At 67.5% G+C, this 14,485-nt stretch carries 16 protein-coding genes; 8 read left to right on the top strand and 8 right to left on the bottom strand.

Annotated elements, in window-relative coordinates:
- Positions 1–198 precede the first annotated feature (198 nt).
- Positions 199–1,236, top strand: coding sequence for a type IV toxin-antitoxin system AbiEi family antitoxin domain-containing protein (locus tag ACFWAY_RS02970; protein ID WP_378509770.1), 1,038 nt, complete (start codon positions 199–201; stop codon positions 1,234–1,236).
- Positions 1,237–1,268: 32 nt separating this feature from the next.
- On the opposite strand, the gene ACFWAY_RS02965 is transcribed toward ACFWAY_RS02970, so the two are convergent.
- Both ACFWAY_RS02965 and ACFWAY_RS02960 read right to left on the bottom strand, forming a co-directional pair.
- Positions 1,269–2,570, bottom strand: a complete 1,302-nt coding sequence (locus ACFWAY_RS02965; protein ID WP_378450719.1) for a class I SAM-dependent methyltransferase — start codon at positions 2,568–2,570, stop codon at positions 1,269–1,271.
- On the bottom strand, positions 2,567–4,018 hold the full coding sequence (locus tag ACFWAY_RS02960) for an FAD-binding oxidoreductase (protein ID WP_378450869.1): 1,452 nt from the start codon (positions 4,016–4,018) through the stop codon (positions 2,567–2,569). Before ACFWAY_RS02960 ends, ACFWAY_RS02965 begins: the two co-directional genes overlap by 4 nt.
- A gap of 248 nt (positions 4,019–4,266) precedes the next feature.
- On the opposite strand from ACFWAY_RS02960, the gene ACFWAY_RS02955 reads away from it, so the two are divergent.
- The 5 genes from ACFWAY_RS02955 to ACFWAY_RS02935 all read left to right on the top strand — a co-directional run bounded on the left by ACFWAY_RS02955 (position 4,267) and on the right by ACFWAY_RS02935 (position 7,889).
- Positions 4,267–4,701, top strand: a complete 435-nt coding sequence (locus ACFWAY_RS02955; protein ID WP_378450718.1) for an SRPBCC family protein — start codon at positions 4,267–4,269, stop codon at positions 4,699–4,701.
- A 141-nt stretch (positions 4,702–4,842) separates the two neighbouring features.
- The gene (locus tag ACFWAY_RS02950; RefSeq protein ID WP_005253373.1) at positions 4,843–5,160 is read left to right on the top strand and encodes a YbaB/EbfC family nucleoid-associated protein; all 318 of its coding nucleotides are present in this window, start codon (positions 4,843–4,845) and stop codon (positions 5,158–5,160) included.
- Positions 5,161–5,169: 9 nt separating this feature from the next.
- Complete coding sequence (gene recR / locus ACFWAY_RS02945) at positions 5,170–5,778, top strand: recombination mediator RecR (protein ID WP_005248644.1); 609 nt, start codon at positions 5,170–5,172, stop codon at positions 5,776–5,778.
- Positions 5,775–6,347 carry a TetR family transcriptional regulator gene (locus ACFWAY_RS02940; protein WP_378509769.1) on the top strand — a complete coding sequence of 191 codons (573 nt, stop codon included), beginning with the start codon at positions 5,775–5,777 and terminating at the stop codon, positions 6,345–6,347. Before recR ends, ACFWAY_RS02940 begins: the two co-directional genes overlap by 4 nt.
- Before the next feature lie 84 nt (positions 6,348–6,431).
- Positions 6,432–7,889 (top strand): MFS transporter, encoded by a 1,458-nt coding sequence (locus tag ACFWAY_RS02935; RefSeq protein ID WP_378450716.1) that lies wholly within the window; start codon positions 6,432–6,434, stop codon positions 7,887–7,889.
- A 125-nt stretch (positions 7,890–8,014) separates the two neighbouring features.
- Here the strand turns inward: ACFWAY_RS02935 and ACFWAY_RS02930 are convergent, their stop codons facing one another.
- A complete protein-coding gene (locus ACFWAY_RS02930) occupies positions 8,015–8,347 on the bottom strand; it encodes a metalloregulator ArsR/SmtB family transcription factor (protein ID WP_005248640.1) in 333 nt (110 codons plus the stop codon).
- Positions 8,344–8,790 (bottom strand): SRPBCC family protein, encoded by a 447-nt coding sequence (locus ACFWAY_RS02925; protein ID WP_378450715.1) that lies wholly within the window; start codon positions 8,788–8,790, stop codon positions 8,344–8,346. Before ACFWAY_RS02925 ends, ACFWAY_RS02930 begins: the two co-directional genes overlap by 4 nt.
- 207 nt (positions 8,791–8,997) lie before the next feature.
- On the opposite strand from ACFWAY_RS02925, the gene ACFWAY_RS02920 reads away from it, so the two are divergent.
- A complete protein-coding gene (locus ACFWAY_RS02920) occupies positions 8,998–10,011 on the top strand; it encodes a type IV toxin-antitoxin system AbiEi family antitoxin domain-containing protein (protein ID WP_378509768.1) in 1,014 nt (337 codons plus the stop codon).
- 84 nt (positions 10,012–10,095) lie between these two features.
- Here the strand turns inward: ACFWAY_RS02920 and ACFWAY_RS02915 are convergent, their stop codons facing one another.
- From ACFWAY_RS02915 to ACFWAY_RS02905, 3 genes are read right to left on the bottom strand one after another with little or no spacing between them, the layout of a single operon-like run.
- Positions 10,096–10,806 carry a type 1 glutamine amidotransferase gene (locus ACFWAY_RS02915; protein WP_378450713.1) on the bottom strand — a complete coding sequence of 237 codons (711 nt, stop codon included), beginning with the start codon at positions 10,804–10,806 and terminating at the stop codon, positions 10,096–10,098.
- Positions 10,799–12,052, bottom strand: a complete 1,254-nt coding sequence (locus ACFWAY_RS02910; protein ID WP_378450712.1) for a MurT ligase domain-containing protein — start codon at positions 12,050–12,052, stop codon at positions 10,799–10,801. Before ACFWAY_RS02910 ends, ACFWAY_RS02915 begins: the two co-directional genes overlap by 8 nt.
- Positions 12,053–12,077: 25 nt before the next feature.
- On the bottom strand, positions 12,078–12,995 hold the full coding sequence (locus ACFWAY_RS02905; RefSeq protein WP_378450711.1) for an EamA family transporter: 918 nt from the start codon (positions 12,993–12,995) through the stop codon (positions 12,078–12,080).
- 72 nt (positions 12,996–13,067) lie between these two features.
- Between ACFWAY_RS02905 and ACFWAY_RS02900 the strand changes: the two genes are divergently transcribed.
- The gene (locus ACFWAY_RS02900) at positions 13,068–13,961 is read left to right on the top strand and encodes a LysR family transcriptional regulator (RefSeq protein ID WP_378450710.1); all 894 of its coding nucleotides are present in this window, start codon (positions 13,068–13,070) and stop codon (positions 13,959–13,961) included.
- 59 nt (positions 13,962–14,020) lie between these two features.
- On the opposite strand, the gene ACFWAY_RS02895 is transcribed toward ACFWAY_RS02900, so the two are convergent.
- Entirely contained in the window at positions 14,021–14,401 is a 381-nt protein-coding gene (locus ACFWAY_RS02895; protein ID WP_378450709.1) for an SHOCT domain-containing protein, read from the bottom strand.
- Positions 14,402–14,485: the final 84 nt, after the last annotated feature.

Below are 14,485 nucleotides of genomic sequence, written 5' to 3'. Positions count from 1 at the left end.
CTATTTCGGGTGCGCCATACCCCCGGCGGGGGTGGATTAATTGGGGGGCCCCGCCGCCGGTGCGCTTTTTTGTTTGCTCAAACAACAAAAACGGCCCACGGGGCGGGTTATCCACAACTTCGCGGTTATCCACAGGCATCGTGGATAACCGCGTTTTTGTCGGCATCGGAGTCGGATGCGCATCGGACGATGCGCCGTATGACCGACATCGATCTCCACGACTTTCAGCGCCTAGTCGACACCCAGTTCGGGATCGTCACGCAGTCCCAACTCGAGCCGTTCGGCTTCTCCCGGGGGAGGGTTCGTCATCTCCTGGACTCGGGGCAGTGGCGCCGTGTCCTCCAAGGCGTCTATGCCGTCACCAACGGCCCGTTGACCCGGGACATGATCCTGTCCGCCGCTCTCCTCTACGGCGGCGGCCATTCGATGCTCAGCCACATCACCGCCGCGGAGGAATGGGGGATGGTCCCTCGCCGCGACGGCGAGCCGATCCACATCACGGTGCCCTACGGGAAGTCGTCGCGGTGCCAGAGTGAGACGGGCATGCGTCCGTCGCGTAAGCCGGGTAATCCGATCGCTCTGTCCTCACCGCTGCATCCCGGTGTCGTGGTGCACAGGTCGAGGGCCCACGATTACATTGCCGTCGACACGGATCCGCCTCGCACGACGCGAGCCGACACTGCACTCGACCTCGCGATCGCCGAGCCCACGGCACGGGACGCCTACACCCGGCTCATCGCTCTCGTGACCAGTGCCCGGATCCCACTGCGCGACATCCGGCGACGCATGGAGGAGCGACGACCGCGTCGTTACGGCAAGGCGCTTGTGGATGCGGTGCGACTGCTCGCCGACGGCGTCCAGTCGGTGCTCGAATACCGCTACGCGATCGATGTCGAGGACGCGCACGGGCTTCCCCGGGCTCGGCGGCAGTCGCCGGTGGTCGTGGACGGGCGCACCCTGTTCGAGGACTGCGACTACACCGATCACGGTGTGCCGCTCATCGTGCGACTCGACGGTCGCCGCGCGCATGCCATGGCGGAGGTCGCGTTCCGGGACCGTCGACGTGATAACGCCGCGGAACTGCAGGGGCGTCCGCGACTCGTCTACGGGTTCGACGAGGTGACGAAGAACCCCTGCGTGGTGGCCGGCGAAGTGGAGACCGTGCTGGTGAGGGAGGGGTGGATCAGGCCCGGCGAAAACCCCTGCCGGGCCTGTGCGCCTTTCTGGTTGTCCTAGCTACCAAAAAGGCGCACGGGCGGCGGAGCCGCCTACTGCCACCACGGACGCAGCGGGACATGCGCCTCGCCCTTGGGGCCGAGCTTGACGGCGAGGACCTGGTGCAGCTGAACGACGTTGCGTTCGAAGCCCAGTCGCGACCCGGCCATGTAGAGACCCCACACACGTGCGGTACCTTCGCCGACCTCGGCGACGCAGGCGTCCCAGTTGTCGACGAGGTTCTGGCACCATCCGGCGAGGGTGAGTGCGTAGTGCTCGCGCAGGTTCTCCTCGTGCCGCACCTCGAGTCCGACGTTCTGGATTTCGGTGATGATGCGTCCGGAGCCGGTGAGTTCGCCGTCGGGGAAGACGTACCGGTCGATGAAGCCGCCTGCGCGCGCCTGACTCTGGTTGTCGGGCCGGGTGATGCAGTGGTTCAGCAGCCGGCCGCCCTCGCGGAGCTTGCTCTGCAGCAGGCCGAAGTAGGCGGGGTAGTTGCCGACGCCGATGTGCTCGGTCAGGCCGATCGAGGAGATGGCGTCGAATCCGGTCTCGGGGACGTCGCGGTAGTCGGAGAACCGGACCTCGGCGAGGTCGGACAGTCCTTCTTCGGCGATGGCCTTCTGTGCCCATTCGGCCTGTTCGCGGGACAGGGTGGCGCCGATGACCTTGACGCCGCGGCGGGCGGCGTACCGGACCATCGATCCCCAGCCGCAACCGATGTCGAGCAGTCGGTCGCCGGGCTGGAGGCCGAGCTTCTCGAAGACGAGGCGGTACTTGTTGTCCTGCGCCTCTTCGAGGGTCTGCTCGGTGTTGTCGTAGCACGCGCACGTGTACGTCATGGACGGGCCGAGGACGTACTCGTAGAAGGTGTTCGAGACGTCGTAGTGGTGGTGGATGACTTCGGCGTCGCGGGACTTGGAGTGCCGCAACCCTTCCGCGACTCGACGCCACCGAGGGAGATGCTCCTGCGGGGGAGGGGCGATGGGGCGCAGCAGATCCCAGCCGAGTGAGCGCGTGATGGCGGCGAGCGTAAGTGCGGACGGACGACGGAAGTGTAGTTCGTCGCCCATGACGCGGAGGATCTCGTACGGGTCGCCGGGGTGGACGCCGCGGGCCTCGAGGTCGCCGGACACGTAGGCCCGGGCCATGCCGAGGTCGCCGGGGGCGGTCGCCAGGTAGGTGGTGCCCCGGGTCGTCTTGAGGTGGAGTCCGTAGGGGGCGTCCTCCGGGCCGGCGGCGCTGCCGTCGTAGGCGGAGAACCGCAGGGGGAGCATGCCGTCGGACAGAATTTCGAGAATCTCTGCGATGGTCAGCTTGTGGTCTTGGGAGTGTGAAGCTTTCAGGGTTGTCATCGACGTTGCACCGCCTTGGAGAAAAGGTCCAGTAATCGTGATTTCGGGTCGTAGCGTTTTTTCAGTTCCGTGTATCGATCGCCGCCGTAGTAGAGGCGTTCGAAGTCTTCTCGTGAATAGTACGAATCGGAGTAGAGGGACTTGTGTCCGTCGAAGTCGCTGACCTTGTCCTCGATCAGCCGATTCGCTGCCCCCTCGGGTCGGCCCGGGACGATGGGCACCGACGACCAGAATCCGATGTTCACGTACGTGCGTTTCGGTTCGAGGGGGTACAGGGGCCAGGGGCGTTGTGCGGACGCGCCGGCGGGGGCGGGTTCACGCAACCGCAACGGGCACAGCCACAGCGGTTCGATCGGGATCTCGTCGAGGAACCAGCGGACGAAGTCCGCGGTGCGCTCGATGGGCACTTCGACGTCCTGCACGACGCGTTCGCGCGGCGGGTTGCCCTTGCGCTTCTCGAGTCGGTCGCCGATGTCGTACTTGTGGTCGAGGGCGATGAGCTTCCAGTAGAAGCTGCTGCGGAGGAGGTTCTTCGGCCACAGGCGGCGGATGGTGGGGTTCTGGGCGCCGAAGGCGCGCGAGCACCAGAACCAGTCGGTGTCCCAGCGCCACAGGTAGTCTCGGATGGTGAGTTTGTCCGTTTTGGGGTGGTTCACGGAACTGTGCTGGATGGACCGGTAGAAGATGTTCTGGCCGGTGTAGTCGCTGACGGGGCCGCCCTCGTCGGTCTGATGGCCCAGCGTCAGATAACTTTCGCTCGCGGTGAACACGACGCCGTCCAGGTAGTCGACGGTGATGCCGTCGTGGACGCGTTCGGAGACGATGCGATCCATCGCCGACTGCAGCTCGTCCAGGGAGTCGAAACGCAGATGGCGCAGTGCCACATACCGTTTGACGGGCTCGAGCTGGATGCGCAGTCGTGTGGAGTAGCCGAGGGTTCCGTAGGAGTTGGGGAATCCCCAGAACAGGTCGGAGTTCTCGCCTTCCGGTGTCGCGGTGACGATGTCGCCGCTGCCGGTCAGGACGTCGATCTCGAGGACCGATTCGTGGGGGAGCCCGTTGCGGAACGACGTCGACTCGATGCCGAGACCGGTGACCGCGCCGCCGAGCGTGATGGTCTTGAGCTGCGGAACCACCAGCGGCGCCAGCCCGTACGGCAGGGTGGCGTCCACCAGGTCCTCGTACGTGCACATTCCGGCGACATCCGCGGTCCGGGCCTGGGGGTCTACCGAGATGACTCCGCCGAGGCCGGAGACGTCGAGGCCGGGCGCGCTGGTCTGGGCCCGCGCGCGGAACAGGTTGGACGTCTTCTTCGCGAGTCGCACGGTGGCGTCCGTGGGAATCGCGCGGTAGGACGCGAGAAGCCGTTCGACGCCGGCGCGGTGAGCGTCGATCCCGGTGACGGGCAGAGTGCGATGCGCACGGAAGGGGCGTCCACCCTCCCGCATGCTTTTCAGTAGTTCAACCGAAGAGGCAGCCACACCCTGACGCTATCCCTCTCCGCGGGTTCAGGCCACGCATATCGGCGCGGTCGACCGAAGATTCACACAAATGTCTCATCAATGTGCGGGTCGTGACCACGTCGAAGTGAGCTACCTCACAATAGATTGCCACGTCATCGCCCGGACTCGCGGACGGAAGGCAGGATGGGAGGAGGAAGCAGTTTCGTACAAATCGTACAAGAGGAGTCAGAACAGTGGGCCAGGTCAGCGCGAGCAGTTCGATCACCGTCGCAGCCACACCGGAGAAGGCGCTCGCGGCTTTGACGGACTACGAGACGGTGCGTCCGCGCATCCTCTCGGAGCAGTACCTGGACTACCGCGTCCTCGAGGGCGGGCAGGGCGGCGGCACCGTCGCGCAGTGGACGTTGAAGGCCACCGAGAAGCGGTCCCGCGACATCAAGGCCACGGTCACCGTGGCGGGCAACACGATCACCGAGACGGACGCGAACTCGTCGCTCGTCACCACCTGGGTCGTGGCCCCGAGCGGCAGCGGTTCGACGGTCACCACGTCCAGCGAGTGGAAGGGCGCGGGCGGCATCGGCGGCTTCTTCGAGAAGACGTTCGCCCCGCTGGGTCTGAAGAAGATTCAGGCGCAGGTGCTGGCGAACCTCGAGCGCGAACTCGCCTGACGCGACGCCGGTTCGCTCCGGCGCCGTCGGCGTGAGTCCCACGACGGCGTCGGCGCCGGACCGCACTGACGGTCACGGTCTACTCTGGCAGGGGAAACAGCAGAAAGGACCACGTCAGTGCAACCAGGTGGACAACCCGACATGTCGCAGCTCCTCGCGCAGGCACAGCAGATGCAGCAGCAGCTGATGGCCGCTCAGCAGGAGATGGCCGAGGCCGAGGTCACCGGGCAGGCCGGTGGCGGACTCGTGACCGCGACGGTCAAGGGGACAGGTGAAGTGGTCGGTCTGAAGATCGATCCGAAGGTCGTCGATCCCGACGATGTGGAGACTCTGCAGGACCTCGTGATCGGTGCGATCGAGGACGCGTCGAACAAGGCGCAGGAGATCGCGGCGCAGAAGCTCGGTCCGCTCGCCGGTGGATTCGGTGGGGGAGGCCTGCCCGGTCTTCCCGGTTTCTAGAGGCGCGGCGTGTACGAAGGTCCGGTTCAGGATCTGATCGACGAGCTCGGCAAGCTGCCCGGCGTCGGGCCGAAGAGCGCACAGCGCATCGCGTTCCACCTGCTCAGCGTCGAACCGCCGGAGATCGACCGGCTCAAGAATGCGCTGCAGCGGGTGCGCGACGGCGTCCAGTTCTGTGTGGTGTGCGGCACGGTCTCCGACAAGGAGCACTGCCGCATCTGTGCCGATCCGCGCCGTGACCGCACGGTGATCTGTGTGGTCGAGGAGCCGAAAGACGTCCAGGCCGTCGAGCGCACACGCGAGTTCAAGGGCCGCTATCACGTGCTGGGCGGGGCGCTCGATCCGCTGTCCGGAGTGGGCCCCGATCAGCTCCGTATCCGGGAGTTGCTCGCGCGCATCGGCAATCAGGAGGACGGCGTCGACGTCTCCGAGGTGATCATCGCGACCGACCCCAACACGGAGGGGGAGGCAACCGCGACGTATCTGGTGCGGATGCTTCGGGACTTTCCCGGGTTGACGGTCAGCCGGCTCGCGTCGGGTCTGCCGATGGGCGGCGACCTCGAGTTCGCCGACGAGCTCACGCTGGGCAGGGCGTTGTCGGGGAGACGCACGCTGTGACGTCGGATCAGGGTACTGCCGCGCCGGTGAAGCGGACGGCCGAGCAGTCGCGGTCGCTGATCGTCGACGCTGCGGGCCGGGCGTTCGCGACGCGTCCGTACCGGGAGATCACGCTCAAGGACATTGCCGAGGACGCCGGGGTCAGCGCACCCCTGATCATCAAGTACTTCGGGTCGAAGGAGCAGTTGTTCGATGCGCTCGTCGATTTCCGTGCGGCCGCGGAGGTCGTGTTCAGCGGTCCGCTGGACGGTCTCGGTGAGCGGATGGTGTCGATGTTCGCGCGGCCGCTCGAACCGTACAAGCCGCTGTCGCTGAACATCCTGTTCATGAGCGGGCCGAGCGAGGAGAGCAGCCGCAAGCTGCGCGCCAACTATTCGACGCAGATGATCGACGCGTTGGCCGAACGACTGCCCGGTCCGGATGCCCGGTTGCGCGCCGAACTGGTGATGTCGATGCTGACGGGTCTCGCCGTCATGCGTCGCAAGATGATGCAGGAGCACGCGACGGGCACCCCGGAAGAGGTGGTGGCGCACTACGCCCCGCTGGTGCAGGAGTTGCTCGACGGCTGAGGGCGGATTGTCCGGCTTGCGGGGTAAATGATTGTTCACCTAATGTGGTGAACAACCATTTACCAGCTGTGCAAGGGGTGACGCTTGACGATCTCGTTGCCGCGCCCACTGTCGGTGCTTGCCAATCAGCCGGTCGCACCGCCGGACTCTGCCGGCGGATCGCGTTACCTCTTCCCGATTCTCGCGTTCGCGGGCGTGTTCCAGGCCGTCCTGCAGACGGTCATGGTGCCCCTCCTGCCCAGCATGCCGACGTTCACCGGCGCGAGTCAGACGTCGGTGTCGTGGCTGATCACCACCACCCTCCTGGTCGGTGCGGTCGTCACCCCGATCTTCGGCAGGCTTGCCGACATGTTCGGCAAGAAGCGGATGCTCCTCGTCGCCTTCGTCTTCATGACGCTCGGAGCGTTGATCTGCGCTGTGACGTCCGACATCGCGTTCCTGATCTTCGCGCGGGGACTGCAGGGGGCAGGCGCCGCCGTCATCCCGGTCGGAATCTCGATCCTCCGCGACGAATTGCCGCGGGAGAAGGTCAACGGCGCGATCGCCATGATGAGCTCGACCCTCGGGATCGGCACAGCGCTCGGACTGCCGTTCGCGGCCTCCGTCGCCGAGTACTCCAACTGGCACGTCCTCTTCTGGGTCATCGCGGGAATCGGGCTCGCGGTCACCACGGCCGCGGTGCTGTTCATCCGCGAGTCCGAGGTGCGGTCGGGCGGACGATTCGACGGGGTCGGCGCCGTCGGTCTGACCGCGGCCCTCGTCTGCCTGCTCGTCCCGATCACCCAGGGCAGCTCGTGGGGCTGGGGTAGTCCCGCTGTGCTGGGCATGTTCGCGTCCGCGGTGTTCCTGTTCGCGCTGTGGGGATATCAGCAGCTACGCAACCGGAACCCGCTGGTGGACCTGCGGGTGTCTGCGCGACGGTCGGTGCTGCTGCCGCACGTCATGGCGCTGCTCGTCGGTTTCGCGTTCTACGGAAATGCCCTCATCACCACCCAGCTGCTTCAGGCGCCCCGCGGGGACGCCGGTTACGGCCTGACGATCCTCCAGGCCGCGGTGTGCCAGCTGCCGACCAGCCTGTCGATGATCGTCTTCGCACAGGTAGGGGCCCGGGTGTCCGAACGCTACGGGTCGAAGGTGACGATCCTGTCGGGCGCGATCTGTCTCGTCCTCGGCTACGCGCTGCACACCGTGCCGCACAAGGAGTTGTGGATGGTGATCGCCGCGCTCGGTGTCGCGGCCGTCGGCACCGCCCTGGTGTACAGCACGCTGCCGATGCTGATCGTCCGGGCCGTGCCGTCCACGCAGATGGCTGCGGCCAACGGTGTCAACGTGCTTTTGCGGACGATGGGCACCACGATGTGCAGCGCGGTGGTCGCGACCGTCCTGGCGGCGAGCATGGTGGGTGGTGTCGCCTCGGCTGCCGGATTCTCGTTGGCCTACGGGGTGTGCGCGGTCCTTGCGGTCCTGGTGTTCGCGGTCTCCCTCGCGATGCCGGGACACGATCGGACGAAGAAAACTCCGCTGGAACCTCTTGTGACGTAGATCACTCGCGTGTATCGTCAGTGATGCGGATCGAGGAAATGTACCTGTGAGCAGAGAAAACTCGAGAAGCAGAGATCCGGCCGAGAATGCAGAAGCATTCCCGGCCGAACCCCTGTCTGGGGGCTTTACTCCTCCATCGATTCCGCGATCTGCTTGATGGCGGCCAGGCGGCGATCCCACTCGGCGCCGATCCGTTCCAGGGTTCGCGCCGTCTTGTTGAGCTCTGCGCCCAGCGCGCGGTAGCGGATCTCGCGGCCCACCTTCACCGACTCCACCAGCCCGCAGGCCTGCAGCGCATTCAGATGCTTCGCGATGGCCTGCCTCGACACCGGAAGCCGGGTGGCGAGCGACGACGCCGACTGGTCGGCCCGGCCGAGTTCGGTCAGAATCTCCCAGCGGGTCTCGTCGGACAGCGCCGCGAACACCGAGGCCAGTTCGGCGTACGTGCCCACCGTCATGCCTTCACGCCGTGCAGGTACGCGACCAGTTCGTCGAGTTCGGCGTGCCAGCCCTGGACGTTGCCCTCGCGGGCCCGCTTCTGGTCGGCGACGTCGCGGTCGAGGGTGTCGAACCCGGTCTCGACGACGGTCAGTTCGGTGCCGGCGGCGTGCTCGGACAGCGTGAACCGCACCAGGGTGGAGTTGCCGACCACCGGGTCGGCGTCGATGTCGGCGGCCCAGCGGAAGCCGAAGGCGTTCGGTTCGTCGACCTCCGTGACGACGGCGCGGGCGGTGCCGTGCTCGTCCCAGGTGAAGGCGGCCTTGCCGCCGACGCTGAGGTCGAGCGACGTGCGCTGCCCGAACCACTGGCTGATCTTGTCGGGATCCGTGATCGCCGCCCACACCGCCGATCTCGGGGCGTTCACGACAACTGTCCGGGTGATGCTGCTCGATGCGTCCATGGTGGGCCACCTTTTTCGACGACGGTTGATGTGCAACTCCATGGTTGCACTCTTTCTGTCGTTCTGCAACCCTTCGGTTGCGTCCGGCATGTGAGTGCCGATGTGTACCCGAATGCACATTGGCACTCACATGGGTTATCCACAGGCTGTGGAAAACGTGGTTGAAAGGGGCGGTTCCTGTCGGGGCGGGCCGACACCGTTCCGGGCATGGAACACGACTCATGGCAGGCCATTCTCGACGCCCAGGACGGCGTCGTCACCACGGCACAGCTCCAGGCGCACGGCGTCAGTGCCACCGCACTCCGGCATCGTGTGGTGTCCGGCCAGTGGTTGCGGGTGCTGCCGCGCGCCATCGCGGTCACCAACGGTCCACTCACCCGCCCGATGGCCCTCTCCGCCGCACTCCTGTACGGCGGCCGGGCGATCCTGAGTCACCGGACCGCGGCCGAGGAGTGGGGAATGCTCCGCGTCGACGACCCGTCGGCGCCGGTCCACATCACCGTCCCTTACAACTGCTCGGCCGTGAATCAGAGGCCGACGGTCCGCGCACCCGGAGGTCCGCGCCCGACCTCGGCAAGCAACGCACTCGTTCACGGTGGCGTCGTGGTCCATCGGTCCCGCGCGTTCGAGCACATCTGGGTCCCGTTTCGCCGGCCACGGACATCGTTGGCCGACACGGTGATCGACCTTGCGGTGTCCGAGGCCACCCCGCGGGAGGCGGCCCTGCGATTCGTCGAGGCCGCTACCAGTGGCAAGGTCCACGTCGAGGTGCTCCGGCGGAAACTCGAGGTCCGGCGTCCACACCGGTATGCGACCGACATCGCCGACGCCGTGATGCTGCTCGGCGACGGCGTTCAATCGGCCCTCGAACATCGCTACGCAGTCGACGTCGAACGGGCGCACGGGCTGCCGAGCGGGAAACGTCAGATGCCGCACGTCGTGGACGGCCGGATTCTGTACGAGGACGTCGATTACAGCCCCAGGGGTGTGCCGCTGATCGTCCGGCTCGACGGGCAGCAGTATCACAGCGCGCAACAGTCCCGTTTCCGTGACCGTCGGCGCGACAACGCGGCGGAGCTCGCCGACCGTCCACGGCTGGTCTATGGGTGGGAGGAGACGACCCGCGACCCCTGCGGGGTATTCGAGGAAGTGCGCCGGGTGTTGGTCCGCGAAGGCTGGGCCGATGCGTCGCGTCGCTGTCCGGCCTGCCCACGTGAGTGAGAAAGAGTGCCCGGCCACTCTTTCTCACTCACGTGCGCAGGTGAGTGAGAAAGAGTGCGGGGCGACGCTTTGCCACTCACATGCCTAGACGCGCAGGCGCTCCCGGCGCAGCTGTGCGACCTCGGGCAGGTCGAGGGGGGCGAGTTCGTCGACGCCCAGTGCCCGCTTCAGGAGCAGGTCGGCGAGTTCGGGGTTGCGGGCGAGCGCGGGTCCGTGCATGTACGTGCCGATCACGGAACCCTGGACGACGCCTTCGAGTCCGTCCCCGACGCCGTTGCCGACGCCGTGCGTGACCCGGGCGAGGCCGCGGGCGTCGGCGCCGAGTGTGGTTCCGCCGCGGTGGTTTTCGAACCCCGTGAGCGGCTGCGTCAATCCGTCCATCTGTGGTGTCGTGATCACTTCACCGATGGAACGCGTCGGCTGCGGGGACGTGGTGACGTCGAGCATCGAGACGCCGTCGACGCGTTCGCCGCTCGACGTCTCGTACCAGTTGCCGAGCACCTGGATCGCGGCGCAGATCGCCAGGACGGGGGCGCCGCGTTCGGCGGCCTTCTGCAGTCCGGGGTGCTTGGCGAGGTGCCGGGTGGCGAGGCGCTGCGCCGAGTCCTCGGCTCCACCGAGCGTGTAGACGTCGAGGGACTCCGGGACCGGGTCGTTCAGCGTGATCTCGACGATCTCCGCGTCGTATCCGCGCATGCGCAGTCGCTGCCGGAGGATCAGGGCGTTGCCGCCGTCGCCGTAGGTGCCCATCACGTCGGGCAGCACCAGGCCGATGCGTACGGTCGAGTCAGGCATTGCGCGCCTCCTTCGCGATGGCGGTGTTCAGGTCGCGGAAGGCGGTGTAGTTGGCGAGCACCTCGACGCGGCCGGGTGGGCAGGATGCGATGGCCCGCAACGGGTTCGGGTCGAGCGTGTGCTCGACGCCGGCGTAGGTGAGGCGGACGGCCAGGTCGGTGCCGCGTTCGCCGGCGGCCACCACCTTGACGCCCTCGAAGTGCTCGAACCGCACGTCCCACAGCCAGGACAGGTCCTCGCCGTCGGGAACCTGCCCGTTGACGGCGATCACGAGTCCGTCGACGGTCGGGTCGATCATCGACAGCGCTTCCTGCCAGCCGGCGGGATTCTTGGCGAGCAGCATGTGCACGGAGTGCGACCCGACCTCGACGGTGCTGTAGCGGCCCGCGACCTCCTGGACGGTGGACGCCGCGGCGACTGCGTCGTCCGCCTTCGCGCCCATCGCGACCGCCGCGGCGACGGCCTGCGCGGCGTTGCCGCGGTTGGCGCGCCCGGGCAGGGCGAGGGTCATCGGGATCTTCAGACCGTCGGGCCCGTACAGGTTTTCGTCGTCGAGCCACCAGTTGGGGGTTGGGCGCGCGAAGTCGGAACCCGTGCTGCGCCAGTGCGAGCCCTCCCAGACGATGGGTTCGCCGGTGCGCGGACAGCTGGCGGCGTCGCTGGCCCACCCGCCGCCGGCGGCCACCCAGATGACGTTCTTCGCGTCGTAGGCCACCGAGGTGACGAGGACGTCATCGCAGTTGGCGATCACGACGGACTCCGGGTGCGCGGCGACGCAGGCGCGGAGTTTGCGTTCGATCATGTTGATCTCGCCGACGCGGTCGAGCTGGTCGCGGCTGAGGTTGAGCAGAACCAGGGCCTCGGGATTGACGGCGTCACTGACGTGCGGGACGTGGAGTTCGTCGACCTCGAGGGCGGCGAGGGGCGCGTGGACGCGGGTGCTCAGTGCCGCGACGATGCCGGCGTCCATGTTGGCGCCGTCGGCCTGTGTCGCGACCTCACCGAGCGTGGAGAGCGCCGCCGCCGTCATCCGGGTGGTGGTGGACTTACCGTTGGTGCCGGTGATCACCGCGGTGCGCCGGCCGGCGCCCAGCTGCTCCATCAGCGTCGGGTCGATCTTCAGGGCGATCAGGCCGCCGATCATCGAGCCCTTGCCGCGGCCCGCCTTCTGCGACGCCCAGGAGGCCGTCGCCGCTGCGCGCAGGGCGACCTTGCCACGCGTCGTGATCCCAGTTCCAGTACTCACTCCGCGAGTTTTGCACAGGGTCCGGTCAGACGCCGACTCGCGCAGGGGCAGGTGAGTGCGAAAGTGTGCTCGGACGCACCTTGCCGCGCACCTGGGTGGCGGCGGCGCCGGCGATGACGACGGCCCCGCCGATCAGCGACAGGACGCTCGGCTCCTCGTGCAGCACCAGCCAGGACGCCCCGATCCCGACGATGGGAACCAGCAGGGAGAACGGCGCGACCATCCCGGCGGGGTAGCGGCTGAGGAGGGCCGTCCACAGACCCGAGCCCGCGACCGTGCCGAGAATCACGATGTAGGCGAGGCCTGCGAGCGCGAGCGGGCCGTTGCCCTCCAGCGACGACGTCAGGGAGTCCCAGCCCGCCGAGGGACCCTCGACGCCCAGCGACAGCGCCAGCATCGGCAGCGGCGGAATGACGCACATCCACAGCATCAGCCGCATCGGCTGGTCCGACGCGGCCTTGCGGTTGCCGATGTTGCCCAGCGCCCACGACAGTCCCGCGAGCAACGTCAGGGCCACCGGCAGCAGCGCGGCGTGCTGGGCGCGGTCCCAGCCGATGAGTGTCATTCCGGCCATCGCCACCAGCAGTCCGCACACCTGCGTCGGCCGCAGCCGCTCCCGTAGCAGGACCGCGCCGAGGACCACGGTGAACGGCGCCGAGGACTGCAGGACCAGCGACGCCAGCCCGGTGGGCATGCCGACGTGCATGGCCCAGAACAGGAATGCGAACTGGCCGACGCCGAACCCGAGGCCGTACACCAGCAGCCACTTCAGCGGGACCTGCGGCCGGGGAACGAACAGGATCACCGGGATCGCGATGACGAAGAATCGCAGCGCGGCGAAGAAGAACGGCGGGAAGTGATCGAGGCCCGCGCGAATGGCGAGGAAGTTGAGCCCCCACAGGACGACGACGGTGAGTCCGAGCAGCCGGTCGCGGGAGGTCATGCATTCCATCGTGAGGGCCGGAAACAATCAGGACAAGCGCATTAAAGTGCATCATCGATGTAGTTTTGCTACATGGATGCGACCCGGTTGCGCGTGCTGCGCGAGCTGGCGGACCGCGGGACGGTGGCGGCGACCGCGGAGGCGTTGTCGATGACGCCGTCGGCGGTGTCGCAACAGCTCAAGATCCTCTCGCGGGAGGCCGGGGTGATCCTGCTCGAACCCGCCGGACGCCGGCTGCGGCTGACGGATGCCGGTCAGGCCCTCGTCGTCCGCGCCGACGACGTCGTGGCCGCCCTGGACCGTGCGGCCGCGGAGATGAGCGCCTACCGCGGTTCGCCGCGCGGCCGGGTGCGGGTGGCGCTGTTCCCGTCCGGTGCCGCGCTGCTGCTGCCCGGACTGCTGGACGCGCTCGCGGGCAGTGGGGTGGACGTGCAGGCGCGCGACGAGGACCTGCCCGCCGCCGCGGTGCCCACCCTGCTCGCCGATTACGACGTGGTGCTGACGCATCGCGACGAGCGGGCCCCGGACACGTCCTCGCCGCGGGTGACGGCCGAACCGCTGATGCGCGAACCCATCGACCTCATCCTGCCGCCCGGCCATCCGCTCGCCGGACAGGATGCGGTGCGTCCGGACCAGTTGGCGGACGAGCGGTGGATCAGTGTGCGCGGCGGGTTCCCCGTCGACGACGTGCTGATGTCGGTGGCCGCCGCGACCGGTGTGCAGCCGCATGTGGTGATGCGCATCAACGACTTCCGTGTCATCGAGGAACTCGTCGCCGGCGGTCACGGGGTGGCCCTGCTGGCCCGTCATGCGGTGACCAGCCGCGCGGTGGTTCAGCTGCCGCTCTCGGGTGTGCGGGCGGCCCGCATCTACGAGCTGGCCCGGCGGCCGGCAGCCGACGACGTTCCCGCGGTGGCCACGGTGCTGCAGGCGTTCCGGGACGTCGCGGCACGGATCGCGGACTGAGCGGGCCGGAAACGGAAGAAGGCCCGCCGGGTGAGCGGGCCTTCCGGTGGATCGGGTGCTCAGCTGCTCAGCGCCTTCGCCTTCAGCGTGTCGTACTCCGCCTGAGTGATGGTGCCTGCATCGAGCAGGGCCTTCGCGTCCGCGATCTGCTCGGCCGAGGACTTGCCCGCCACGGAACGGATGTAGCTGTCCTGCGCCTGCTTCACCTCCTGCGCGGCCGCCATCGACCGCTGGGCCATGCCGTCGCTCTTGACGATCAGATACACGAGCGCGGTCAGCAGCGGGACGAAGAACAGGAAGATGATCCAGATGGCCTTCGCCCAGCCCGACGTCTTATGGTCGCGGAACAGGTCGGTGATGATGGAGAACAGCAGGATCAGGTAGGCCACGAAGCCGAACGTGACGATGATCACCCAGAGAAAGTCCCAGAAAGAGTCCATTGCAGCGCTCCATTCACAGTCGAATTCGCTCTGCGCTGACTATCGCACCGGGCCGGGGCACCCGCGTCATCCGAAACAGGTGAA

Source organism: Rhodococcus sp. NPDC059968 (assembly GCF_042738615.1).
Taxonomy (GTDB): Bacteria; Actinomycetota; Actinomycetes; order Mycobacteriales; family Mycobacteriaceae; genus Rhodococcus_F.
The sequence above is the reverse complement of the archived record's forward strand: the minus strand, read 5'-3'. Positions and strand labels throughout refer to the sequence as shown.